The organism is Klebsiella sp. SWET4, from assembly GCF_024296565.1.
Taxonomy (GTDB): domain Bacteria; phylum Pseudomonadota; class Gammaproteobacteria; order Enterobacterales; family Enterobacteriaceae; genus Klebsiella; species Klebsiella variicola.
Map to the genome: position 1 here is coordinate 178,324 of NZ_JANCOB010000008.1, position 24,311 is coordinate 202,634.

Annotated in this window: 23 protein-coding genes and 1 pseudogene; 14 read left to right on the plus strand and 10 right to left on the minus strand. The window is 58.2% G+C overall.

The features are described 5' to 3' along the window. The first annotated feature begins 8 nt into the window (after positions 1-8). The 3 genes from NKJ21_RS18620 (at position 9) to hcr (ending at position 3,683) form a co-directional block, all read left to right on the plus strand. A complete protein-coding gene (locus tag NKJ21_RS18620; RefSeq protein WP_008805835.1) occupies positions 9-908 on the plus strand; it encodes a lysine exporter LysO family protein in 900 nt (299 codons plus the stop codon). Positions 909-1,051: 143 nt separating this feature from the next. Next, positions 1,052-2,704, plus strand: coding sequence for a hydroxylamine reductase (hcp, locus tag NKJ21_RS18625; protein ID WP_131035565.1), 1,653 nt, complete (start codon positions 1,052-1,054; stop codon positions 2,702-2,704). A 10-nt stretch (positions 2,705-2,714) separates the two neighbouring features. Continuing rightward, positions 2,715-3,683, plus strand: coding sequence for an NADH oxidoreductase (hcr, locus tag NKJ21_RS18630; RefSeq protein WP_254733128.1), 969 nt, complete (start codon positions 2,715-2,717; stop codon positions 3,681-3,683). A gap of 207 nt (positions 3,684-3,890) precedes the next feature. On the opposite strand, the pseudogene NKJ21_RS18635 reads toward hcr, so the two are convergent. Further along, a pseudogene (locus tag NKJ21_RS18635) lies at positions 3,891-4,324 on the minus strand (DoxX family protein). Between the two features lie 151 nt (positions 4,325-4,475). On the opposite strand from NKJ21_RS18635, the gene poxB reads away from it, so the two are divergent. The 4 genes from poxB (at position 4,476) to NKJ21_RS18655 (ending at position 9,788) form a co-directional block, all read left to right on the plus strand. After that, positions 4,476-6,194, plus strand: coding sequence for a ubiquinone-dependent pyruvate dehydrogenase (poxB, locus tag NKJ21_RS18640; RefSeq protein WP_008805831.1), 1,719 nt, complete (start codon positions 4,476-4,478; stop codon positions 6,192-6,194). Between the two features lie 38 nt (positions 6,195-6,232). After that, positions 6,233-7,234, plus strand: a complete 1,002-nt coding sequence (gene ltaE / locus NKJ21_RS18645; RefSeq protein WP_023297312.1) for a low-specificity L-threonine aldolase — start codon at positions 6,233-6,235, stop codon at positions 7,232-7,234. Positions 7,235-7,244: 10 nt separating this feature from the next. After that, on the plus strand, positions 7,245-8,687 hold the full coding sequence (locus NKJ21_RS18650) for an SDR family oxidoreductase (protein ID WP_049154873.1): 1,443 nt from the start codon (positions 7,245-7,247) through the stop codon (positions 8,685-8,687). An 87-nt stretch (positions 8,688-8,774) separates the two neighbouring features. Beyond that, a complete protein-coding gene (locus NKJ21_RS18655; protein ID WP_008805828.1) occupies positions 8,775-9,788 on the plus strand; it encodes an NAD(P)-dependent oxidoreductase in 1,014 nt (337 codons plus the stop codon). On the opposite strand, the gene NKJ21_RS18660 is transcribed toward NKJ21_RS18655, so the two are convergent. Further along, the gene (locus NKJ21_RS18660; protein WP_008805827.1) at positions 9,785-10,615 is read right to left on the minus strand and encodes an N-acetylmuramoyl-L-alanine amidase; all 831 of its coding nucleotides are present in this window, start codon (positions 10,613-10,615) and stop codon (positions 9,785-9,787) included. The two genes, NKJ21_RS18655 and NKJ21_RS18660, sit on opposite strands and share 4 nt — an antisense overlap. Positions 10,616-10,646: 31 nt before the next feature. Continuing rightward, positions 10,647-11,786 (minus strand): GGDEF domain-containing protein, encoded by a 1,140-nt coding sequence (locus NKJ21_RS18665; protein WP_012968628.1) that lies wholly within the window; start codon positions 11,784-11,786, stop codon positions 10,647-10,649. Positions 11,787-12,147: 361 nt separating this feature from the next. On the opposite strand from NKJ21_RS18665, the gene yahO reads away from it, so the two are divergent. The 7 genes from yahO (at position 12,148) to artJ (ending at position 17,204) form a co-directional block, all read left to right on the plus strand. Next, positions 12,148-12,420, plus strand: a complete 273-nt coding sequence (gene yahO / locus NKJ21_RS18670; protein WP_008805825.1) for a DUF1471 family periplasmic protein YahO — start codon at positions 12,148-12,150, stop codon at positions 12,418-12,420. Positions 12,421-12,674: 254 nt separating this feature from the next. Then, a complete protein-coding gene (locus tag NKJ21_RS18675) occupies positions 12,675-13,190 on the plus strand; it encodes a lipoprotein (protein ID WP_012968629.1) in 516 nt (171 codons plus the stop codon). A 226-nt stretch (positions 13,191-13,416) separates the two neighbouring features. Continuing rightward, complete coding sequence (gene artP, locus NKJ21_RS18680; RefSeq protein ID WP_012542343.1) at positions 13,417-14,145, plus strand: arginine ABC transporter ATP-binding protein ArtP; 729 nt, start codon at positions 13,417-13,419, stop codon at positions 14,143-14,145. Between the two features lie 20 nt (positions 14,146-14,165). Further along, positions 14,166-14,897: an arginine ABC transporter substrate-binding protein ArtI gene (artI, locus tag NKJ21_RS18685; protein WP_002896390.1), complete on the plus strand. Its 732-nt coding sequence runs from the start codon at positions 14,166-14,168 to the stop codon at positions 14,895-14,897. 6 nt (positions 14,898-14,903) lie between these two features. Continuing rightward, positions 14,904-15,620: an arginine ABC transporter permease ArtQ gene (gene artQ, locus NKJ21_RS18690; protein ID WP_002896386.1), complete on the plus strand. Its 717-nt coding sequence runs from the start codon at positions 14,904-14,906 to the stop codon at positions 15,618-15,620. Then, positions 15,620-16,288 carry an arginine ABC transporter permease ArtM gene (gene artM / locus NKJ21_RS18695; protein ID WP_008805822.1) on the plus strand — a complete coding sequence of 223 codons (669 nt, stop codon included), beginning with the start codon at positions 15,620-15,622 and terminating at the stop codon, positions 16,286-16,288. Before artQ ends, artM begins: the two co-directional genes overlap by 1 nt. A 184-nt stretch (positions 16,289-16,472) precedes the next feature. Then, the gene (gene artJ, locus NKJ21_RS18700) at positions 16,473-17,204 is read left to right on the plus strand and encodes an arginine ABC transporter substrate-binding protein ArtJ (protein WP_008805821.1); all 732 of its coding nucleotides are present in this window, start codon (positions 16,473-16,475) and stop codon (positions 17,202-17,204) included. Positions 17,205-17,287: 83 nt separating this feature from the next. Here artJ and NKJ21_RS18705 read toward each other — a convergent pair whose 3' ends face one another. The 7 genes from NKJ21_RS18705 to potG form a co-directional block, all read right to left on the minus strand. Beyond that, complete coding sequence (locus tag NKJ21_RS18705) at positions 17,288-18,760, minus strand: ATP-binding protein (protein WP_012542344.1); 1,473 nt, start codon at positions 18,758-18,760, stop codon at positions 17,288-17,290. After that, a complete protein-coding gene (locus NKJ21_RS18710; RefSeq protein ID WP_012542345.1) occupies positions 18,757-19,473 on the minus strand; it encodes a response regulator transcription factor in 717 nt (238 codons plus the stop codon). The genes NKJ21_RS18705 and NKJ21_RS18710 overlap by 4 nt, the downstream gene beginning before the upstream one ends. Before the next feature lie 78 nt (positions 19,474-19,551). Continuing rightward, positions 19,552-20,679: a 23S rRNA (uracil(747)-C(5))-methyltransferase RlmC gene (gene rlmC, locus NKJ21_RS18715; RefSeq protein ID WP_254733131.1), complete on the minus strand. Its 1,128-nt coding sequence runs from the start codon at positions 20,677-20,679 to the stop codon at positions 19,552-19,554. A 41-nt stretch (positions 20,680-20,720) separates the two neighbouring features. Next, complete coding sequence (locus tag NKJ21_RS18720) at positions 20,721-21,209, minus strand: YbjO family protein (protein ID WP_008805817.1); 489 nt, start codon at positions 21,207-21,209, stop codon at positions 20,721-20,723. A gap of 57 nt (positions 21,210-21,266) precedes the next feature. Beyond that, positions 21,267-22,112, minus strand: a complete 846-nt coding sequence (potI, locus tag NKJ21_RS18725) for a putrescine ABC transporter permease PotI (protein ID WP_002896372.1) — start codon at positions 22,110-22,112, stop codon at positions 21,267-21,269. Continuing rightward, the gene (gene potH / locus NKJ21_RS18730; RefSeq protein ID WP_008805816.1) at positions 22,109-23,062 is read right to left on the minus strand and encodes a putrescine ABC transporter permease PotH; all 954 of its coding nucleotides are present in this window, start codon (positions 23,060-23,062) and stop codon (positions 22,109-22,111) included. Before potH ends, potI begins: the two co-directional genes overlap by 4 nt. 10 nt (positions 23,063-23,072) lie before the next feature. Further along, positions 23,073-24,206 (minus strand): putrescine ABC transporter ATP-binding subunit PotG, encoded by a 1,134-nt coding sequence (gene potG, locus NKJ21_RS18735; protein WP_012542348.1) that lies wholly within the window; start codon positions 24,204-24,206, stop codon positions 23,073-23,075. Positions 24,207-24,311: the final 105 nt, after the last annotated feature.

Sequence of the window (24,311 nt, forward strand, 5' to 3'; positions counted from 1 at the left end):
CATCGTTCATGTTATCGGGACTCTTCATCATTCTGTTGCCGCTGGTTGTCGGCTATCTGGTGCCACTTCGTCAACCCTCCGCGCTAAAACTGATTAACCGGATGCTCAGCTGGATTGTCTATGTCATCCTTTTTTTTATGGGGATCAGCCTGGCATTCCTCGACAATCTGGCAAGCAACCTGCTGGCCATATTGCATTACGCTGCAGTGAGCGTGGTCATCATTTTACTGTGTAATATTGCCGCCCTGTTGTGGCTGGAAAGTAAAATGCCATGGCGCAGTCAGCATCGGCAGGAGAAATTACCTTCGCGCCTGGCCATGGCCCTGGAATCGCTGCAGCTGTGCGGCGTGGTGGTGCTCGGTTTTCTGCTCGGCCTGACCGGCCTGTCTTTTTTACAGCACGCGACCGAAGCCAGCGAATATACGCTAATCTTTCTCCTGTTCCTCGTCGGTATTCAATTACGCAATAATGGAATGAGTCTGCGACAAATAGTCCTTAACCGTCGGGGAATGATCGTCGCCATGGTGGTTATGGCCAGTTCATTACTTGGCGGGATACTTAACGCCTTTATTCTCGGTCTGCCGTTAAAGACCGGTCTGGCGATGGCGAGCGGTTTCGGCTGGTATTCGCTCTCCGGTATTTTACTCACTGAATCCTTTGGCCCGGTGATCGGCAGCGCGGCGTTCTTTAACGATCTGTGTCGTGAGCTGCTGGCTATCATGTTAATTCCGGGCCTTGTTCGCCGCAGCCGCTCCACAGCGCTGGGGCTGTGCGGCGCCACTTCGATGGACTTCACCTTACCGGTACTCCAGCGTTCCGGCGGCGTCGAGATTGTTCCTGCCGCCATCGTGCACGGTTTTCTGCTTAGCCTGCTGGTCCCGATCCTTATCGCCTTTTTTACCGCCTGAATACCCGCTGGCGGCAGACTTACTGCCGCCAAATTTGCGCTAAATCAATCTCCCTTTAAGTTGTATCAGAAATGCCTTTTCACCTTGTGCCATGCGGCATAACCTTAAACATGTATATTAAATATAACTTTAAAGGTGTGACCATGTTTTGTGTGCAATGTGAACAAACCATTCGTACCCCAGCCGGCAACGGCTGCTCTTACGCGCAGGGGATGTGCGGTAAAACAGCGGAAACCTCCGATCTGCAGGATCTGCTGATTGCGTCACTGCAAGGCCTGTCCGCCTGGGCGCTCAAGGCCCGCGAATATGGCATTATCGATCATGAGGTCGACAGTTTCGCCCCCCGCGCTTTCTTCTCCACCCTGACCAACGTGAACTTCGATTCTCCACGCATCGTCGGCTACGCCCGCCAGGCGATTGCCCTGCGTGAAGCGCTGAAAGCGCAGTGCCAGAACCTCGACGCCAGCGCCTCGGTTGATAACCCGGTAGCCGATTTACACCTGGTCAGCGACGATCTGGGTGACCTGCAGCGTCAGGCGGCAGACTATGCCCCAAATAAAGATAAAGCCGCCATCGGCGAGAATATTCTCGGTCTGCGTCTGCTGTGCCTGTACGGCCTGAAAGGCGCGGCGGCCTATATGGAGCACGCCCACGTACTCGGCCAGTACGACAACGCGATTTATGCCCAGTACCATAAAATCATGGCATGGCTGGGAACCTGGCCGGCGGATATGAACGCGCTGCTGGAATGTTCGATGGAAATCGGCCAGATGAACTTCCAGGTGATGAGCATCCTTGACGCTGGTGAAACCACTAAATATGGCCACCCGACGCCGACTCAGGTGAACGTTAAAGCCACCGAAGGGAAGTGCATCCTGATCTCCGGCCATGATCTGAAAGATCTGTATAACCTGCTTGAGCAGACGGAAGGCACCGGCGTTAACGTCTATACCCACGGCGAAATGCTGCCGGCGCACGGCTATCCGGAGCTGCGTAAATTCAAACATCTGATCGGCAACTACGGCAGCGGCTGGCAAAACCAGCAAGTGGAATTCGCCCGCTTCCCGGGCCCTATCGTGATGACCTCGAACTGCATCATCGACCCCACCGTCGGCGCCTACGACGACCGCATCTGGACCCGCAGCATCGTCGGCTGGCCGGGCGTGAACCATCTGGAAGGTGAAGACTTCGCCCCGGTTATCACCCAGGCACAGCAGATGGCGGGCTTCCCGTACAGCGAAATCCCGCATCTGATCACCGTCGGCTTTGGCCGTCAGACCCTGCTTGGCGCGGCGGATACGCTGATCGATCTGGTCAGCCGTGAAAAACTGCGCCATATCTTCCTCGTCGGCGGCTGCGACGGCGCCCGCGGGGAGCGTAACTACTTCACCGATTTCGCCACCAGCGTGCCGGATGACTGCCTGATCCTGACCCTGGCCTGCGGTAAATACCGCTTTAACAAGCTGGACTTCGGCGATATCGAAGGTCTGCCGCGTCTGGTCGACGCCGGGCAGTGCAACGATGCCTACTCGGCAATTATTCTCGCGGTTACGCTGGCGGAAAAACTGGGCTGCGGTGTTAACGACCTACCGCTGTCGCTGGTGCTCTCCTGGTTCGAACAGAAAGCGATCGTCATCCTGCTGACGCTGCTGTCGCTGGGGGTGAAAAACATCGTCACCGGCCCGACGGCGCCTGGCTTCTTCACCCCGGATCTGCTGGCGATCCTCAATGAGAAGTTTGGACTGCGTTCCGTGACCACCGTGGAACAAGATATGCAGCAGCTGCTGAGCGCTTAAGGAGTCCCTGATGACCATGCCAACCTCCCAGTGCCCGTGGCGGATGCAGGTTCACCACATTCACCAGGAAACCCCGGACGTGTGGACCCTTTCGCTGCTGTGCCACGATTACTATCCGTACCGCGCCGGCCAGTATGCCCTGGTCAGCGTGCGTCACTCGGCGGAAACGCTGCGCGCCTATACCCTTTCCTCCACGCCGGGGGTCAGCGAGTACATTACGCTGACCGTTCGCCGTATTGACGAGGGCGCGGGTTCGCAGTGGTTGACCCGCGAGGTCAAACGCGGCGATTACCTTTGGCTGTCCGATGCGATGGGCGAGTTTACCTGCGACGATAAAGCGGAAGATAAATTCCTGCTGCTGGCCGCCGGCTGCGGCGTAACGCCGATAATGTCGATGCGTCGCTGGCTGGCGAAGTATCGACCGCAGGCCGACGTGCAGGTGATCTATAGCGTGCGTTCGCCGGAGGATGTGATCTTTGCCGAGGAGTGGCGCCAGTATCCGGTCACCCTGGTGGCAGAGCACCATGCCACTCATGGCTTTGTCGCCGGCCGTCTGACCCGGGAGCTGCTGCAGAGCGTGCCGGATTTAGCCAGCCGCACCGTGATGACCTGCGGCCCGGCGCCTTATATGGAGAAGGTCGAGCAGGATGTTGCCGCCCTGGGCGTCACCAGCTTCTTTAAGGAGAAGTTCTTCACCCCGGTGGCGGAAGCCGCGACCAGTGGACTGAAATTTACCAAACTGCAGCCGGCGCGCGAGTTTTACGCGCCGGTGGGCACCACACTGCTTGATGCGCTAGAGAGCAATAAAGTGCCGGTGACCGTCGCCTGCCGCGCCGGCGTCTGCGGCTGCTGTAAAACCAAAGTGGTTTCCGGGAAGTACAGCGTCACCAGCACCATGACGTTAACCGACGCCGAAATCGCCGACGGCTATGTGCTGGCCTGCTCCTGCCATCCGCAGAGCGATCTGGTTCTCGCCTGAGGTCAAAATCCCCGGTGGCGCTACCGCTTACCGGGGCTACAGCGCTGTGCGATTGGGTAGCCCGGAGAAGGCGCAATGCGCCGCCTCCGGGAAAATCCCGGGCGACAATAAACGCTCAGGCGACATGAGATAAACATTTTCTCAGACTGAAAAAGTTGCAAACCGGCAACAGTATCGACTTTACGCCCCAGGACGAATGAGGCATTTTTACCGCCAGGCCGACTGGCCGGCCAGCGAATAACGCCCTGCGCCGAGTAGCGCAATCGCCAGCGCGCCAACAAAGAAATAGACCAGGTTCTCGATCGCCCACGCCCCCACCGCATCAAGCGCAAACGTCTTGCCGAGACCGACCATCAGCCACGCCACCACCATGGTGAACGCCAGCACCAGCGCCGCCGGGCGGGTCAGGACGCCGAGAATTAACAAGCAGGGAGCGACCACTTCCCCACCAGCACACCGTAGGCGATGAACCCCGGCAACCCCTTCGCCACCAGCATGCCGCTGATCCCGCCCACGCCGTCCAGCAGCTTGTGCAGACCGTGAAACAGCATTAACCCGCCGACGGCGAGTCGTAACAAGAGTTTACCGGCGTCGTCATGCGACAGCGTTTTATTTACTGCGTTTAACATTCCCTTAACCATCTGATGTGCTTCCTGTTTTACACCCTGTGAGGTCCCTGAGTATGCACAATTTTTCAGCAATAAAACCAGCAAAAAATAAGGGACAATCAGCAACGTAACCTGCAGTTTCATCTAAGCTTGAAGGCGTTATCACAAAAAGGAGATGGAGATCATGAAACAAACCGTGGCCGCATACATTGCCAAAACGCTGGAACAGGCCGGCGTGAAACGTATCTGGGGCGTCACCGGAGATTCCCTCAATGGATTGAGCGACAGTCTGAACCGCATGGGCACCATCGACTGGATGCCCACCCGGCACGAAGAGGTGGCTGCTTTCGCCGCTGGCGCCGAGGCGCAGCTGACCGGCGAACTGGCGGTCTGCGCCGGCTCCTGCGGGCCGGGCAACCTGCATCTGATTAACGGTCTGTTTGACTGTCATCGTAACCATGTGCCGGTGCTGGCCATTGCCGCCCACATCCCCTCCAGCGAAATCGGCAGCGGCTATTTTCAGGAGACCCATCCCCAGGAGCTGTTCCGCGAATGCAGCCACTACTGCGAGCTGGTCTCCACCCCGGAACAGATTCCGCAGGTGCTGGCCATCGCCATGCGTAAAGCGGTGATTAACCGCGGCGTCTCGGTGGTGGTGCTGCCCGGCGACGTGGCGCTGAAGGCTGCCCCGGAGAGCGCCAGCAGCCACTGGTATCATGCGCCGTTGCCGACGGTCACTCCGGCGGAAGAAGAACTGCGCAAGCTGGCGCAGCTTATTCGCTACTCCAGCAATATCGCGCTCATGTGCGGCAGCGGCTGCGCCGGCGCTCATCAGGAGCTGGTGGAGTTCGCGGCCAAAATTAAAGCCCCCATCGTCCACGCCCTGCGCGGCAAAGAGCACGTGGAGTACGACAATCCGTACGATGTCGGCATGACCGGGCTGATTGGCTTCTCCTCTGGCTTCCACACCATGATGAACGCCGATACCCTGATCCTGCTGGGCACCCAGTTCCCCTATCGCGCCTTCTATCCAACCGACGCCAAAATTATTCAGATCGACATCAATCCCGGCAGCATCGGCGCCCACAGTAAGGTCGATATGGCGCTGGTGGGCGATATTAAATCGACGCTAAAAGCGCTGCTGCCGCTGCTGGAAGAGAAAACCGATCGCCACTTCCTGGATAAAGCGCTGGAGCACTATCGCGACGCGCGAAAAGGGCTCGACGATCTGGCAAAACCCAGCGATAAGGCAATCCACCCGCAATATCTGGCACAGCAGATCAGTCATTTTGCCGATGAAGACGCCATTTTCACCTGCGATGTCGGCACCCCCACCGTCTGGGCGGCACGCTACCTCAAAATGAACGGCAAACGCCGCCTGCTGGGCTCGTTCAACCACGGCTCAATGGCCAACGCCATGCCGCAGGCCATCGGCGCCCAGGCTACTGCCCCGGAGCGGCAGGTGGTGGCCATGTGCGGCGACGGCGGGTTCAGCATGCTGATGGGCGATTTTCTGTCGCTGGCGCAGATGAAGCTGCCGGTGAAAATTGTCATCTTTAACAACAGCGTGCTGGGCTTCGTGGCGATGGAGATGAAGGCCGGGGGCTATCTCACCGACGGTACGGAGCTCCACGATACCAACTTCGCCCGCATCGCCGAGGCCTGCGGTATCAAAGGTATACGCGTTGAAAAAGCCTCCGAGGTGGATGAAGCGCTGCAGACCGCCTTCCGCACCGACGGTCCGGTGCTGGTCGACGTCGTCGTCGCCAAAGAGGAGCTGGCTATCCCGCCGCAGATCAAGCTGGAGCAGGCGAAAGGCTTTAGCCTGTATATGCTGCGGGCGATCATCAGCGGGCGCGGCGATGAGGTCATCGAACTGGCGAAAACCAACTGGCTCAGGTAAAACAGAAGCAATACGTTGAACCAGACCAAGGAAAAGCCGTGATCGATTTACGCAGTGATACCGTTACCCGTCCCGGGCGCGCCATGCTGGAGGCCATGATGGCCGCCCCGGTCGGGGACGATGTGTATGGCGACGACCCTACCGTCAATGAACTGCAGCGCTATGCCGCCGACCTCGCGGGCAAAGAGGCGGCGCTGTTTCTGCCCACTGGCACCCAGGCCAACCTCGTTGGCCTGCTCAGCCACTGTCAGCGCGGCGAAGAGTATATCGTCGGCCAGGGGGCGCACAACTATCTGTACGAAGCCGGCGGCGCGGCAGTACTCGGCAGTATTCAGCCACAGCCGATTGACGCCGCAGCCGATGGTTCGCTGCCGCTGGATAAAGTGGCGGCGAAAATCAAACCCGACGATATCCATTTTGCCCCCACCCGCCTGCTGAGCCTGGAAAACACCCACAACGGTAAGGTGCTGCCGCGCGACTATCTGCAGGAAGCCTGGGCGTTTACCCGCCAGCGCGACCTGGCGCTGCACGTCGACGGCGCGCGTATCTTTAACGCCGTAGTGGCCTACGGCTGCGAACTGCGTGATATCGCTCAGTACTGCGACTCCTTCACCATCTGCCTGTCAAAGGGGCTTGGCACCCCGGTAGGCTCGCTATTGCTGGGCAGCGAGGCATACATTCGCCGTGCTATCCGCTGGCGGAAAATGGTCGGCGGCGGCATGCGCCAGGCGGGCATACTGGCCGCTGCCGGGCTGTACGCGCTGAAAAATAACGTGCAGCGCCTGCAGGAGGATCATGACAACGCCGCGTGGATGGCGGAGCAGCTTCGCGCCATCGGCGCCGACGTCACCCGCCATGATACCAACATGCTGTTTGTGCGCGTCGGCGAAGCGCAGGCCCCGGCGCTCGGCGAGTTTATGCAGGCGCGCGGCGTGTTGATTAACGCCTCGCCTGTTGTCCGTCTGGTCACTCACCTGGATGTCAACCGTCAGCAGCTGAGCGAGGTGGTCGCTCACTGGCAGGCTTTTTTACAGCGCTAAGGAGTCAGGCGTGTCGCAATCGGTTCTGGTGCTCGGCGCCAGCGGCTATATTGGCCAGCATTTGGTGCGCGAGTTAAGCGCGCGGGGTTATCCAGTGCTGGCGGCGGCACGCCATATCGACCGACTGCAAAAGCTCGATTTGCCCGGCGTCACCTGTCGGTCAGTCGATCTTAATCAGCCGCAGGCTCTGCCTGCACTGCTCGCCGGCATCGATACCCTTTATTATCTGGTACACGGTATGGGCGAAGGCGGCGATTTTATCGCCCATGAGCGCCGGGTGGCCACGCATGTGCGCGATGCCCTGCGTCAGTCGTCAGTGCGCCAGGTGATATTTCTCAGTTCACTGCAGGCCCCGGCGCAGGAACAATCTGACCATCTGCGCGCCCGCCAGGTGACCGGTGAGGTCCTGCGTGAGTCGGGTGTGCCGGTGACCGAACTGCGGGCCGGGATTATCGTCGGCGCCGGCTCTGCCGCCTTCGAGGTGATGCGCGATATGGTTTATAACCTGCCCGTGCTGACCCCTCCGCGCTGGGTTCGTTCACGTACTACCCCTGTCGCGCTGGAAAACCTGCTCGTTGACCTGGTTGAGCTGCTGAATCATCCGTCCAACGCGCATCGCGTCTTCGAAGCCGCCGGTCCGGAGGTGTTAAGCTATCAGCAGCAGTTTATCCACTTTATGGCCGTCAGCGGTAAACATCGCCCGCTCATTCCCATTCCCCTGCCGACGCGCTGGATCTCAGTGTGGTTTCTTAACGTTATCACCTCGGTGCCGCCTACCATCGCCAGGGCGCTGATTCAGGGGCTGAAGCACGATCTGATCGCCGACGACCGGGCGCTGCGAGCGCTGATCCCGCAAACGCTGATCCCCTTCGATCAGGCGGTTCGCCGCACGCTGAAAGAAGAAGAGCAACTGGTAAACTCCAGCGACTGGGGCTACGACGCCCAGGCTTTCGCCCGCTGGCGACCGGAGTACGGCTACTTTCCGAAACAGGCTGGCTGCACCGTCACCACCCAGGCGAGCCGCCAGGCCCTGTGGCAGGTCGTTAACCAAATCGGTGGTAAAGAGGGGTATTTTTTCGGCAATCTGCTGTGGAAAACCCGTGGTGCGATGGACCTGCTGGTCGGCCATCGGTTAGCCAAAGGACGGCCGCAGCGCGACTATCTACAAACCGGCGATACGGTCGACAGCTGGAAGGTAATTATCGTGGAGGAAGAAAAACAGCTCACCCTGCTGTTCGGTATGAAAGCGCCGGGGCTGGGCCGGTTAAGCTTTACGATAAACGATAAAGGCGACCATCGCGAACTGGACGTGCGCGCCTGGTGGCACCCGCACGGTATGCCCGGACTGATCTACTGGCTGCTGATGATCCCGGCGCACCTGTTTATTTTCCGCGGTATGGCGCAACGCATCGCCCGGCTGGCCGAACAAATCTCAGGCAGAGACCAAGGATAAGCATTATTCTTTCATGATTCTCATTGCATAGTCGGGAGAATCACGGAAAAATGCGCACGAAATTCTTTTCTGGGACAGTAGAGTGATATGAAGGTACTGGTTACCGGTGCGACCAGCGGATTAGGCCGCAACGCAGTGGAATATCTGCGCAATAAGGGCATCAGCGTGAGAGCCACCGGGCGCAACGAAGCGATGGGTAAGCTTCTGAGCAAAATGGGGGCAGAATTCATCCCGGCCGATTTAACCGAGCTGGTCTCTTCGCAGGCTAAAGTGATGCTCGCCGGTATCGATACCCTGTGGCACTGCTCCAGCTTTACCTCGCCCTGGGGCACCCAGCAGGCTTTCGATCTCGCTAACGTCCGCGCCACCCGCCGTCTGGGCGAATGGTCTGTGGCATGGGGGGTGCGCAATTTCGTCCATATCTCTTCGCCATCGCTCTATTTCGATTATCACCACCATCGCGATATCCAGGAAGATTTCCGCCCGCATCGCTTCGCCAACGAGTTTGCCCGCAGCAAGGCGGCCAGCGAGGAGGTGATCAACCTGCTGGCGCAGGCCAACCCGCACACCCGTTTTACCATTCTGCGTCCGCAGAGCTTGTTCGGGCCGCACGATAAAGTCTTTATTCCCCGGCTGGCGCAAATGATGCAGCATTATGGCAGCGTCCTGTTGCCGCGTGGCGGCAGCGCGCTGGTCGACATGACCTATTATGAAAACGCCGTGCATGCGATGTGGCTGGCGAGCCAGTCGGCCTGCGATCATCTTCCTTCCGCCCGCGCGTGGAATATCAGCAACGGCGAACCGCGCACCTTGCGAAGCATCGTGCAGAAACTGATCGACGAGCTGGGCATCAAGTGCCGGATCCGCTCAGTTCCCTACCCGATGCTGGATATTATTGCCCGCAGCATGGAACGTTTTGGCGATAAAACAGCCAAAGAGCCCGCCTTTACCCACTACGGCGTTTCCAAACTTAACTTTGATTTTACGCTCGACATCACCCGCGCGCAGGATGAACTGGGCTATCAGCCGGTGGTGACGCTTGACGACGGCATTGTGCGTACCGCCGCCTGGCTACGCGACCACGGTAAACTTCACCGCTAACCCTGGCCATATTTTTCTAACAGCGCCTCGGCTATCGCTTCAGTTTGCGCATCCGCTACGCCATCCCAGCGCTGCGGACGGAAGTGCATCTGGAAGGCGATAATCACCCGCTTCTTCTGCGCGGGGGTCATCTCCGGCGTCACCTGATAGCCGTAGCGCGCCAGCAAATCCAGCACCACCTCTGGGTCAACGGGATCGCTGGCCGGCCGTCCGTTCAGATAAAAGGCCACTCGCTGCTCGTCTGGCCAGGCGCCGATCCCCTGCTGCGCCAGCTGCTGCCAGGGAAACAGCGGCCCCGGATCGTCTTTACGCTGCGGCGCGATATCGGCATGGGCCACCACGTTCTGCGGCGCGATGTGGTAGCGGGTGATAATATCGCGCGCCAGCGGGATCAGGGCCGCTATCTGTTCCGGGTGGAAGGGGGTAAAGCTTTTGACGCCCGCCGTCTTCTGCCAGCCACGGTTCTCCAGCTCAATGCCGATGGACGTATCATTGATACGCGTACTGCCGCGCCAGTAGCTCACCCCGGCATGCCAGGCTAAATCCTCTTCCGGCACCAGCTGCCAGATCCGCGGTTTATGCTGATAACGCGGCGGCTGCTCGGGGATTAAATAGTGGGAGCTGACCTCTTTATCGGTCAACGTCGCCAGAGAAACATCAAAATTGTCTGCCGTATAGTGGATCACCAGCACTTTTATTCGCGGATAGGCCGCCTGCGCCGGATGGCGAGTGTCCAGCTGGTATCCATCGCGATCGATAATTCCCTTTTCCCCGGCACAGCCGGTTAACAGCAGCGCCAGCAGGGCGACCTGCGCAATCCGTTTCATCCCCTTTCCCTCGCCCGGCAGTGGAGCCGGGTTAATAAGACCATTGATTACGTCCTTTATTTTTAGCCTGGTACAACGCACTGTCCGCCCGGGCGATCAGCGTCTCCATCGGGACCGTGCCGTCGGAAGCCACCACGCCCATGCTGACGGTCACTACCGCCGCCACTGCAGAGGCTTCATGCGGCAAGGCCGCGTCGTGGATTTTCTGCTGAATGCGCTCGGCAATGACGGTGGCGTGCGCTAAGGAAACCCCCGGCAGCGACACGACAAACTCCTCGCCGCCGTAGCGGGCCACCAAATCGTCCTCAGCCCGCACCGCCATTTTAAGCACCTGCGCGACAGACGATAAGCAGTCATCGCCGGCCTGATGGCCGTAATGGTCGTTATAACGCTTAAAGTAATCGACATCGATCATGATCAGCGCTAACGGCGCTTTTTGCTCCCAGAGCTGCGCCAGAAAAGCATTCAGTGCCCGGCGATTGGCCGTTCCGGTTAAGGCATCCCGGTTAGCGATACTTTCCAGCCGCTGGATAAGCTGCATATTTTCCTGATGCGTATCCCAGGCTTCATCATACCAGCGCTGCAGAATACGCCGTCCATAAAGCAAAATCGCGGTGAAAATAGCCCATAAGGTCAAAAAACGAAATTCACCGTCATAGTGAATCTGCACCCCTGCCAGCAAGGCGGTCACCCACATTGGGAGCATAAAGGCGATAATGCCGGGCCAGTGGTGATAGAGCGCGGTGAGGCCGGTGGTCATTAAAATCACCAGCAGCGGCCAGGCGAAGGGCAAGGTCCAGAAAAAGATAAAACAGTAATTACTCAGGGACCAGCACAGGCTGAGCGCCAGCAGCAGCCCGGTGATGATATTCAGCGTATATCGCCCCTGCGCAAGCCGCGGCGTGACGGCAATAATCACTAAAATGGCCGAAATAATAATAACCGCGATCAGCGCCACTTCGATATAAGGAATAACCGCCCGGTGCGTCAGTAACTTCTTATCAAAATAGGTAAAGATAAAATTGCGGAAGAAAATCATTAACGCAAAAGCGATATTGACAAAGGCCAGCCAGGGCATACTCATGGACAGCGCATGGCGCTGAACATTATCTTTAGTGGCCCACAACGCGGCTCGCTGCTGCCGGGCCCGCTCTCGCTTATTTGTTAACATCTTATCTCCCTGGTGGCCTGCATGACCATGGGTGCAGCCCCTGCTGTTCTATATGATAAACCATGTTACCGGGAATGTCTGTCAGCGTCCCGGTCCCTTCTCCTGCGTGCGCCTCAGCTAATTTTCAGCTAACCACAGTAAAAAAAGGTCTTGCGTCGCCTCAATGTTCATCCCGCAAAAAAAAGCAAGCATTATCAATGAGAACCTCGTCATCTTTTCTTTAAAAAAGCGTTAACTAATCGTCATAAAATTGCAGTATTTTGCTTGAAAAAAAAGCGGCGTTAGTACAATCTGAAATCGCTCATTGGTGAGTTAAAACAAGAGCATGATGATAGCAAAATAAACAATGGAGTCTAAAAATATGAAATATGCAGCTTTAGTGGCAGGTGCAGCATTGTTTTTAACGGCGAACGCCTTCTCCGCTGAGATTTTAACGAAAGAAGCCTTTAATAAGGTCCATACGCAATATACCAAAATCGGCACCATTTCCTCTACCGGCCAGACTGCGCCGAGCGATGCCCGTGAAGAGCTGATTAAAAAGGCCGATGAAAAAGGCGCGGACGTTATCGTGCTCTCTTCCGGTAATACCGATAAAAAACTGCACGTCTCCGCTAACATCTATAAGAAGAAGTAATTAATCTTATATCTCAAGAAACATTATCCTATTGTCCGGGTAATGTTTCTTGTTTGCCCAAAAAGTCTGTTTATTTTTAAACGGCGCCTGGTTTTTCCTGCCTGAATATCATTCGGTGATGCGCATTGTCGACTTCCTGCCTTAAGGCCGTTGTCACATCAAGGTCTTAGCTCTTTGCGTCAAGTACAATCCGCACGCTATACGCTATGCTTTAACGGAAACTGAAAACGTAGTTCGCTTATAAGGAAATCATCATGCGCTACAAACTTCTTGCTGTACTTCTCCCTTGCGCGCTGGCGCTCAGCGCCTGTACGACCGTCACCCCGGCCTATAAAGATAATGGTACCCGCAGCGGCCCCTGTGTCGAAGGCGGCCCTGACGACGTAGCGCAAAAATTCTATGACACTCAGATCCAGAACCGCACTCAGGATCCGGCGGCGCTGCGCCCCTATCTGAGCGACGGACTGGCGCAGTTACTCAATGACGCCCGCCAGGATCCGGCCAACAGCAAACTGCTGCAGGCTAACCCGTTCTCCAGCAGCAGCACCCCAGCAGACAGCGCCGTGGTCGCCAGCGCCTCCACCATCCCGAACCGTGATGCGCGCAATATTCCGCTGCGCGTCGAACTGAAACAGGGCACCCAGAGCTGGAAAGATGAAGTGCTGATGATCCAGGAAGGCCAGTGCTGGGCTGTCGATGACGTCCGCTATCTCGGCAACAACAGCCATGCGCCAGCCGGGACGCTGCGACAGAGTCTGGAGAAACGCTGATTCCGGAGTTGAAGCCACCCCGCTGAAACGATAACCCCGGTAAAATGTCGGTATTCGCCCCAGGAATGCCGACATTTGCGCCCCCCTCACCCACCAGGCCATATTTTGTGCTAACTTTAAAGCTAAACGTGGTTTAGATTTAACTTTTAACGCATAAATATTGCATAACTATTCTGCCAAAGGTAGTATTTGCGGCCTCAATAGCTATTCGTATCAGACTGCCCAGATGAGTATTAAACTAAACGGCATTAATTGCTTCTACGGCGCACACCAGGCGCTGTTCGACATCACGCTGGATTGCCCGCAGGGGGAAACGCTGGTGCTGCTCGGCCCCAGCGGTGCCGGGAAGAGCTCGCTGCTGCGCGTACTCAACCTGCTGGAGATGCCGCGGTCCGGTTCGTTATCCATCGCCGGCAACCAATTCGACTTCACCAAAGCGCCGTCCGATAAAGCGATTCGCGAGCTGCGTCAGAACGTCGGCATGGTCTTCCAGCAATACAACCTGTGGCCGCACCTGACGGTACAGCAGAACCTGATCGAAGCCCCCTGCCGCGTACTGGGGTTAAGCAAGGATCAGGCGCTGTCTCGCGCAGAGAAACTGCTGGAGCGTCTGCGTCTGAAGCCTTACAGCGATCGCTACCCGCTGCATTTATCCGGCGGCCAGCAGCAGCGTGTGGCTATCGCCCGCGCGCTAATGATGGAGCCCCAGGTCCTGCTGTTCGATGAGCCTACCGCGGCGCTTGACCCGGAAATCACGGCTCAGATCGTCAGCATCATTCGCGAGCTGGCTGAAACCGGCATCACCCAGGTTATCGTCACCCACGAAGTTGAAGTGGCGCGCAAGACGGCCAGCCGGGTGGTGTATATGGAAAATGGCCATATCGTCGAGCAAGGGGATGCCTCCTGCTTCACGCATCCGCAAACTGACGCGTTTAAAAACTATCTTTCACATTGATGTTCTTCGGGGAAATGACGATGAAAAAAGTACTGATAGCCGCCCTGCTCGCAGGCATGAGCCTCTCCGCTTCCGCCGCGCAGACCATTCGTTTCGCCACCGAGGCCTCCTACCCTCCGTTTGAGCTGGTGGACGCCAACAACCAGATCGTCGGTTTCGATGTCGATCTGGCGAACGCGCTGTGTAAAGAGATCGATGCCACTTGTACCTTTACCAACCAGGCCTTTGACAGCCTGATCCCGGGACTGAAATTCCGCCGTTTCGACGCGGTCATGGCCGGGATGGACATCACGCCGGAGCGTGAAAAGCAGGTGCTGTTCTCTACCCCGTATTATGACAACTCGGCGCTGTTCGTCGGTCAGCAGGGTAAGTTCACCAGCATTGACCAGCTGAAGGGCAAAAAAGTGGGCGTGCAGAACGGCACCACCCACCAGAAATTCATCACCGATAAACATCCGGAAATTACTACCGTTCCTTACGACAGCTACCAGAATGCGAAGCTGGACCTGCAGAATGGTCGTATTGACGCGGTCTTTGGCGATACCGCCGTGGTCACCGAATGGCTGAAGAGCAATCCGAAGCTGGCGGCCGTGGGCGACAAAGTGACCGACAAAGCCTATTTCGGCACCGGGCTGGGCATTGCCGTGCGTCAGGGCAACACCGATCTGCAGCAGAAATTTAACGCTGCGCTGGAAAAAGTGAAGAAAGACGGCACTTACCAGACCATCTATAACAAATGGTTCCAGAAGTAAGACTGAATGAACGAAATTTTTCCATTAGCAAGCGCCGCCGGGATGACCGTCGGCCTTGCCGTTTGCGCGCTCGTCATCGGCCTGGTCCTGGCGATGCTCTTTGCGGTACTGGAGTCAGTGAAATGGCGCCCGGTAGCCTGGCTTGCAACCGGCATTGTGACCATCCTGCGCGGACTACCGGAAATTCTGGTGGTGCTGTTTATCTATTTCGGCTCTTCCCAGCTGCTGCTGACGCTCTCTGACGGTTTCACCATCCCGCTCGGGTTCACGCAGATCCCGGTGCAGATGCAGATTGAGAACTTTGACGTCAGTCCGTTCCTCTGCGGGGCGATCGCCCTGTCGCTGCTGTATGCCGCCTACGCCTCGCAAACGCTGCGCGGCGCGCTGAAAGCCGTTCCGCAGGGCCAGTGGGAGTCCGGCCAGGCGCTGGGGCTGTCGAAAGCGGCCATATTCTTCCGTCTGGTGATGCCGCAGATGTGGCGCCATGCTCTGCCTGGCCTCGGTAACCAGTGGCTGGTGCTGCTGAAGGACACCGCGCTGGTGAGCCTGATCAGCGTCAACGATCTGATGCTGCAGACCAAAAGCATCGCCACCCGCACTCAGGAACCCTTTAACTGGTATATCATTGCGGCGGCAATCTATCTCGTCATCACCCTGTTGAGTCAATACATCCTTAAGCGGATTGACCAGCGTGCGACGCGCTTCGAACGGAGACCAGGCTGATGCTCGACTACTTACCCGAACTGCTGAAAGGGCTTCATACCAGCCTGACGCTGACCGTGGCGTCGATTATCGTGGCGCTGATCCTGTCGCTGATTTTTACCATTATCCTGACGCTGAAGACGCCGGGGCTGGTGTGGATAGTCCGCGGCTATATCACCCTGTTTACCGGTACGCCGCTGCTGGTGCAGATCTTCCTGATTTACTACGGCCCCGGACAGTTTCCTTCGCTGCAGGATTATCCGTGGCTGTGGCATCTTATCTCTGAACCGTGGCTGTGCGCTCTGATCGCCCTGTCGCTCAACAGCGCCGCCTACACCACTCAGTTGTTTTATGGCGCCATCCGGGCGATCCCCGACGGGCAATGGCAGTCGTGCAGCGCGCTGGGGATGAGTAAAAAGGATACCCTGGCGATCCTGCTGCCGTATGCCTTTAAGCGTGCGCTGTCGTCCTATTCCAACGAAGTGGTGCTGGTTTTCAAGAGTACCTCTCTGGCCTACACCATCACCCTGATGGAAGTAATGGGCCACGGCCAGCTGCTGTACGGACGCACCTACGACGTGATGGTGTTCGGCGCCGCCGGGATTATCTATCTCATCGTCAACGGACTGCTGACGCTGCTGATGCGCCTGGTGGAACGTAAAGCGCTGGCCTTCGAGCGACGTAACTAGCGCCGGAGCCTTATTGCATAAAAAGAAGACAACAAGACGGACAAGTCTAACACCTGTCCGTCTTTTTTTATGGCATTAAAAATATTTAATCATATTTATTGCATATAAATTCATTTAATGGCATTGTCACTCTATGCCGCAGACACGGCGAATAATCATAAGATTGACAGACGGGAGTTCCACGATGAAAAAGTTAGTTCTGGCTGCACTGCTCACCACGTTCACCTTCGGCGCTGCCGCCGCAGAGAAAATCAGCTTCGGCGTGTCCGCAACCTATCCGCCGTTTGAATCGATGGATGCCAATAATCAGATTGTTGGTTTCGATCTCGACCTGGCCAAAGCGCTGTGCAAACAAATGCAGGCAGAATGTACCTTTACCAACCACGCTTTTGACAGCCTGATCCCGGCACTGAAGTTCAAGAAATATGATGCGGTGATTTCCGGAATGGATATTACGCCGGAACGCAGCAAGCAGGTGGCCTTCACCGACCCGTACTACGCCAACTCGGCGCTGGTGATCGCCAAAAAAGACGCGTTCCATTCCTTCGATGACCTGAAAGGCAAACGGATCGGCATGGAAAACGGCACCACCCACCAGAAATATCTGCAGGATAAACATCCTGAGGTGAAGACCGTCGCCTATGACAGCTACCAGAATGCGATTATCGATCTGAAAAATGGCCGTATCGACGGCGTGTTCGGCGATACCGCAGTGGTCAACGAGTGGCTGAAAACCAACCCGCAGTTGGGCGCAGCCACGCCGAAAGTGACGGATCCGCAATACTTCGGCACCGGACTCGGCATTGCCGTGCGCCCGGATAACAAGGCGCTGCTGGAGAAACTGAACGCCGCGCTGAAAGCGATTAAGGCCGACGGTACCTACCAGAAAATCAGCAACCAATGGTTCCCGGAGTAAATTTTTTGCCGGGTGGCACTGCGCTTACCCGGCCTACTCTTCCCCCGTAGCCGGGTAAGGCGTATCCGCCATCCGGCAATGTCTTAAAGTGGCACGAAGAACCTGAACCGCGCCCCGCTTACCGACTCCACCAGTCTGATACCGCCCCCGTGCAACTCCAGCATTCGTTTCACAATCAGTAGCCCTAACCCGCCGCGATCCTCCCGCGATGCCTGGGTAGACAACGCCGACGGCCGCTGGAACAGATCGTCGCGCAGCGCGGCATCGACGCCCGTTCCGTTGTCGGCCACTTCCACCTGGAGCTGTTGATCCTCCTGCCAGACCGCCAGACGGATCTCCCCGCCGACGGGCGTATGCCGCATCGCGTTATCGAGCAGGTTGGTCACCACCCTCTCAATCATCGACACATCGGCGTTAATCAGCGGCAGCGGTCCCGGCACATCAATACGCAGGTTCACCTCGCGCGTGCGGGCAGTTAATTCAAACTTCTGCGCGACATCGGAGATCAGCTCCCCCATCGCAAAACGCTCGCGCTGCGGCTTAATGCTCCCGTGCTCCAGTCGCGCCAGCTCAAACAGCTGCTGCGAGAGATGGCGCACTTTGTTGCCCTGACGCAGGGCGATGGTGAGATATTGCCTGCGCTCCTCGGCGGTCAGCCGTTCATCCTTCAGCGTCAGCGTTTCCAGATACCCCAGCAGCGAGGTGAGCGGCGTACGCAAATCATGGGAGATATTGGCCACAAATTCGCGGCGCTGGCGGTCGCTGTCGGCCAGCCGATCCCACTGGCCGGCTATCTGCTGCGCAAGGTCAATAAAGCGATTCTCGAGCACCGCCACCTCGTTACCAGGCAGGGGCTCCGGCGTGCGGGCCGCCAGAGTTTTGATGGCGCTGATGCTGTCCTGGCCGCTCGCCGCGACCTGGGCGGTGAGCTGGCGGACCGGCCGGGTGACCCAGAACCATGCCAGCCCCCCTGTCAGAAGGCCAAACAGGGCCACCAGCAGCAGCGTCCACAGAACAATGCTCCACAGCGTTTTTTGCCAGGCGTCGGCCGCCAGCTGATTAAAGGTCTCTCCCTGCAAAATGATATACAGGTAGCCGCGCAGCTGCCCGTCGACGCGCAGCGGAGCGGCGCTGAAGACTTTTCGTCCGTCGAGACTACGTGGATCGTCGCCATACACCGGCGACGCACTGCCGGTGAGAAAAGCCTGCACTGGCGCCATATCGATACGCTGGCGCTGGATATGTCCCGGCGGCGCCGCATCGGCCAGCAGGTCGCCATCCGGCGACAGCAGATAGAGCTCCACGCTGGGGTTAAAGGTCATCAGGCGGTCGAACAACGACTTCAGGGTTTGCCGGTTGACCCCGCCGTGGGCGTCCAGCAGCGGCTCGCGGGCGACAATCTGCTGAGCCAGCCCGGCGGAGAGGCGCTGCACCATGGCGTTGCCATACTGCGCGCTGCTGTGTAACTGAACGGCGCATACCGCCGCCGCGCACAGCATCAGCAGGGAGACCACCACCAGCGCCAACCGCTGGCTGAGGCTCAGGCGGCGGATCACGGGGCGACCTCTTGCGACATCGGGGCGAATTTATAGCCTTTACCCCAGACGGTAAGAATAATGTCCGGCTCCGCCGGGTCACGTTCGATTTTGCTGCGCAGGCGGTTGATATGGGTATTAACCGTGTGCTCATAGCCCTCGTGCTGATATCCCCAGACCTGCTCCAGCAGCGCCAGCCGCGAAAACACCTCACCGGGATGGCGGGCGAAGTAATAGAGCAGATCGAATTCGCGCGGCGTCAGGTCCACCACCTCGCCGCGCAGCTTCACTTCGCGCGACAGCGGATCGATGCTCAGGCCATGGCAGGACAGGCGCCCGGCGTCCATCAGCAGGTTCTGCCCCATCGCCTCCTGGCGACGAAACAGCGCTTTGACGCGGGCGATAAGCTCCAGCAGTGAAAAGGGCTTCGCCAGATAATCATCGGCGCCCATCTCCAGGCCCAGCACGCGGTGCATTTCGCTGGTGCGAGCGCTGATGATAATTACTGGCAGGTAGCGGGTCATCTGACGGATACGCCGGCAGATCTCCAGGCCATCGACGCCAGGCAGCATCAAATCAAGGATCACCGCATCCCAGACCTGCTTTTCCAGCTGGACAAGGGCCTGGTCGCCGTCGGCTTCATGCACAATCTGATAGCCCTCATCCTGAAGATTGAGCCGCAGCAGCGTGGCAATATCCTCGTCATCTTCCACCAGCAGAATGGTTTTGGCCATTAGATTCCCCCCACCAATAACAAAACATGCAGCGCCAAGCTTACCTGATTTCAGCGACGCAAAGCCTTCACATTTTGTTTAAACTTCGCGGACCAGCAGGGTCAGCACTTCGTAGTGCGCGGTGTGAGGGAACATATCAAACAGCTGGACCCGCTCGACGCGATAGCCGCGAAGACGGGCAATATCGGTCGCCATGGTGCGAGCGTTACAGCTGGAATAGATGATATAGGGCGGCGCCATGCGGCTTAAATAGTCGCACAGTTCGGCGCCAATGCCGCGACGCGGCGGGTTGACCAACACCAGCTGCGGGATATCGTCTTCATGAGTGGCGAACTGTGTCGAGTCCAGCGCCTGAAAATGCAGATTGCTGAGCCCCAGCTGCGCGGCTGACTGTCTGGCGCAGGCGATCGCTTCCGGGGCAATCTCGATACCGGTCAGGCGCATCGCCGGCGTCGCGCAGTGCAGGCCAAATCCCCCGACGCCGCAAAACAGATCCCACATATGCTGGACCGGCAGCGCGCGCACCCAGTCGCGGGCGGTGGCATACAGCCGACTGGCTACCGCCGGGTTGGTCTGAAAGAAACTTTGCGGGCGGATCCACAGCGGCACCTCATTAAAGACCTCCCCCAGCGCCTGCTGTTCGGTGAAGAAGATCTCCTGCTCGCCTTCCATGATTGCCATATGCACCGGCTGGATATTCGCCGTGATCACCTTGAGCTGCGGGAGCTGCGCCTGCAGCCACGGCAGCGCAGCGCGCAGCTGGGCCACCTTGGCCTCTGAGCGCAGCACGAAGCGCAGCATCATCTCCCCCTGCTGGCTGGCGGTTAGCAGCAGATATTTCAGCTCCCCGCGCTTGCGCGCGACGTTATAGGGGGTTAACCCGGCGCGGGCGATAAAGGGCTTCAGGACGGCAAACACCGGCGCAAACTCGGCGGGATAGAGCGGGCAGTCGGTGAGATCCACCGGGGTGCCATCGCGATGCAGCATCCCCAGCAGCGGACGCTCAACGCTGCCGCTGACCACCATCTTGGCCTTGTTACGAAAGGCCGTCTCTGGCCCGCTGACCGGCTCGCCCCAGGCAGCGACCGGGATCGCCGCCAGCAGCGTGCACAGATCGGCCATTTTATCGGCGAGCTGTTGCGGGACCGGCCGCTCCAGCCATTGACAGGAGCGGCAGCGGCCGGCGTCGTAGAGTGCGCAATGCATAATTGACCTTCAAAAATCCAGGGGCGGGGATTGTATCACCGTTATTGCAGGCGGAAAAACCGACGGCAGTTCGCCGGCACAAACAGCAGCGTCAGAACCAGCAGATCCGGCAGTTTTTGCATCACCAGCGAGTGGAAGATCTCCCGTTTGGATTCGCCGGGAATGCTGAACAGTTCCGGATACCCGTAGCCCAGCGACGCCGCCCACAGGTAGCCGGCGGCGATAATCTGCGTCAGCAGATAGACCCAGCGCGCCCAGTTGCGCCCTTTCACCAGCGAGAAGGCGCACCAGATTTCGACAAATACCAGCGCCAGGCTGCCGAGGAAGACCAGCGTCAGGTTCCAGGTCTGGACGCTGCGGTGTATGAATTCGTTCAGCCCCTGCAGACCCAACAGATTGAGGATCATCAGCAGGTCCAGAGCGCGGATCAAAATAATAGCAAAGGCCGCCACCTGCACCAGCGCAGGGACGTTAAGGCGGGCATGCGATGAGCGAGTTTTCGTAAACAATCCCAACGTAATGTCTTCCATGAAAACGGCGCCACAGGGTGGCGCCGACCGGAGGCTGCTGTACCGATTTTAGGTGGTTCAGCCTTGTCTTGCACGCTGGATATCGCGCACTCGCTGCTTTTCTGCGCGGGCCATCAAATACCAGGCGATAAAACCAACAATACCGACCACACCCAGGATGAGTGTCGCCAGGGCGTTAATCTCCGGGTTGACCCCCATGCGCACGCTGGAGAAGACCAGCATCGGCAAGGTCGTGGCCCCGGGGCCGGAGACAAAGCTGGCGATAACCAGGTCATCCAGCGACAATGTGAAGGCCAGCAGCCAGCCGGAGATCACCGCCGGCATAATCATCGGCAACGTGATGACGAAAAAGACCTTCAGCGGTGCCGCCCCCAAATCCATTGCCGCCTCTTCGATCGAGTGGTCCAGTTCACGCAGACGCGAGGAGATCACCACCGCCACGTAGGCGGTACAGAAGGTGACGTGCGCCAGCCAGATGGTCAACATGCCGCGATCCGACGGCCAGCCGATGGCATGTCCCAGCGCCACGAACAGCAGCAGCAGCGAGAGCCCGGTGATCACGTCCGGCATAACCAGCGGCGCGGTGATCATAAATGCGAAGCCGTTAGACCCGCGAAAGCGTCCAAAGCGCACCATCACCACCGCGGCGATGGTACCGAGGATCGCCGCCGCCGTCGCCGCGCAGGCGGCGATGGTCAGACTCAGCCCCACCGCGCTCATCATCGCGTCATCGTGGAACAGTTCGCTATACCAACGCGTCGACCACCCGGCCCAGACCGTTACCAGCTTCGAGCTGTTGAACGAGTAGATCACCAGCATCAGCATCGGGGCATAGAGGAAGGTGAACCCGAGCACGAGGATCAGAATGCGCCACGGCGAGCGTACTACCGGCAAGTCGTTCATCCCTGCTCTCCCATCTGTTTTTGCTGGTGCTTGTGGAACCACATGATCGGCACGATCAGCAGCAGCAGCATGACAATCGCCACCGCCGAGGCGACCGGCCAGTCGCGGTTGTTAAAGAACTCCTGCCACAGCACGCGGCCAATCATGATGCTGTCCGGCCCGCCCAGCAGTTCCGGGATCACGAACTCCCCCACCGCCGGGATAAACACCAGCATCGAACCGGCAATAATGCCGCCTTTGGTGAGCGGGACGATCACCTGGAAGAAGGTCTTCAGCGGCCGGGCGCCGAGATCCAGCGAGGCCTCCACCAGCGAATAGTCGATGCGGGTCAGCGCGGTGTAGATCGGCAGCACCATAAACGGCAGATAGGCATACACAATACCGATATACACCGCCAGGTTGGTGTGCAGGATCTCCAGCGGCTGATCGATAACCCCTAACCACAGCAGGAAGTTATTCAACACGCCGTTGCTTTTCAGCAGCCCCATCCAGGCATAAACGCGGATTAAGAATGACGTCCACGACGGCAGGATCACCAGCAGCAGAAGAATATTGCGCGTCGACGGCTTGCTGTGCGCCACCGCCCAGGCCAGCGGATAGCCCAGCAGCAGGCAGCAGATCGTCGATATGCCCGCCACCTGCAGCGACTGGAGATAAGCTTCGAAATAGAGCGGATCGTCAGTCAACTGCAGGAAGTTGGCAAAGTTGAGGGTCAGCGTCAGCTGGCCATCCGCCCACTCCATCAGCTCGGTGTAGGGAGGGATCGCCCGCGCCATCTCGGCAAGACTTATCTTGAACACGATCAGGAACGGCAGCATGAACAACAGGATCAGCCACAGATAGGGCAGCGCAATCACCAGCTTGCGGCCATGCGCCATCTGCAGGCGCGCCGCCCACAGCCCGAAGCCGCCCGGTTTTTTCGCCCCTGACGGGGATTCAACGGTACTCATCGCCCTCTCCTTACACCGTCAGCACTACGCAGCTATCCGCATCCCAGCATAAACGCACCTCGTCACCCCAGGTGGGCGTTCCTTTCCGATGGCGGTGTTCATTCTGCAACTGGGCGCTGATCATCTGCCCGCTTTGCAGGCGCACATGATAGATAGAGAGATCCCCGAGATAGGCGATATGAATCACCTCGCCGACGGCAAAATTGTAGCCGTCCGCCGGTGGTTCATCGCACAGCATGATCTTCTCCGGGCGCAGCGCCACCCAGACCGGCACGTTGTCCACCACCGACGCGTCGGGGTCGACCTTCAGCGGGTGCACCAGTCCTGGCGAACTCAACACCAGGCCATCCTCCAGACGCTCCTTCACCAGCCCTTCAAAGACGTTCACCGAGCCGATGAACTCGGCGCTATAGCGGGTGGTCGGGTGCTCGTAAATCTCTTCCGGTTCGCCAATCTGCACAAACTTGCCGCGGTTCATGATGGCGATACGGCCCGCCATGGTCATCGCCTCTTCCTGGTCGTGAGTCACCATCACGCAGGTCACGCCAACGCGTTCGAGAATATCCACTACCTCCAGCTGCATGCGATCGCGCAGCTTTTTGTCCAGCGCGCCCATCGGCTCATCGAGTAGCAGCAGCTTCGGCCGTTTCGCCAGGCTACGCGCCAGCGCGACGCGCTGGCGCTGGCCGCCAGAGAGCTGGTGCGGCTTGCGTTTGGCATATTCCTGCATATGCACCAGAGCCAGCATCTCCTGCACCCGGGCGGTGATTTCCGCCTTAGGCAGACGATCCTGCTTCAGACCGAAGGCGATATTCTGCTCAACGGTCATATGGGGAAACAGGGCGTAGGACTGGAACATCATATTGATAGGCCGCTGATAGGGCGGCACGCGCGCCAGATCCACGCCGTCGAGCATAATCTGCCCGGCGGTCGGTTGTTCAAAGCCCGCCAGCATACGCAGCAGGGTCGATTTCCCGCAGCCTGATGCGCCCAGCAGAGCAAAAATTTCGCCTTTATAGATAGTGAGACTGACGTCGTCGACCGCGTGCTGGCCATCGAACGACTTGGTTAAGTTACGGATTTCCAGTAGCGGGGTCAGCGCTTTGGGGGCTTTCGCCTGTGGGCGGGGCATTACGTCGTTCAATCGGGTGCTCTCCGGCAAAAAAACGATCACCATATGGTCCGGTGCCATACTTCGTGCTTAACAGTGCAATTGCACCATCCTGGTGCTTCTGCTCGCCGGGCGCGC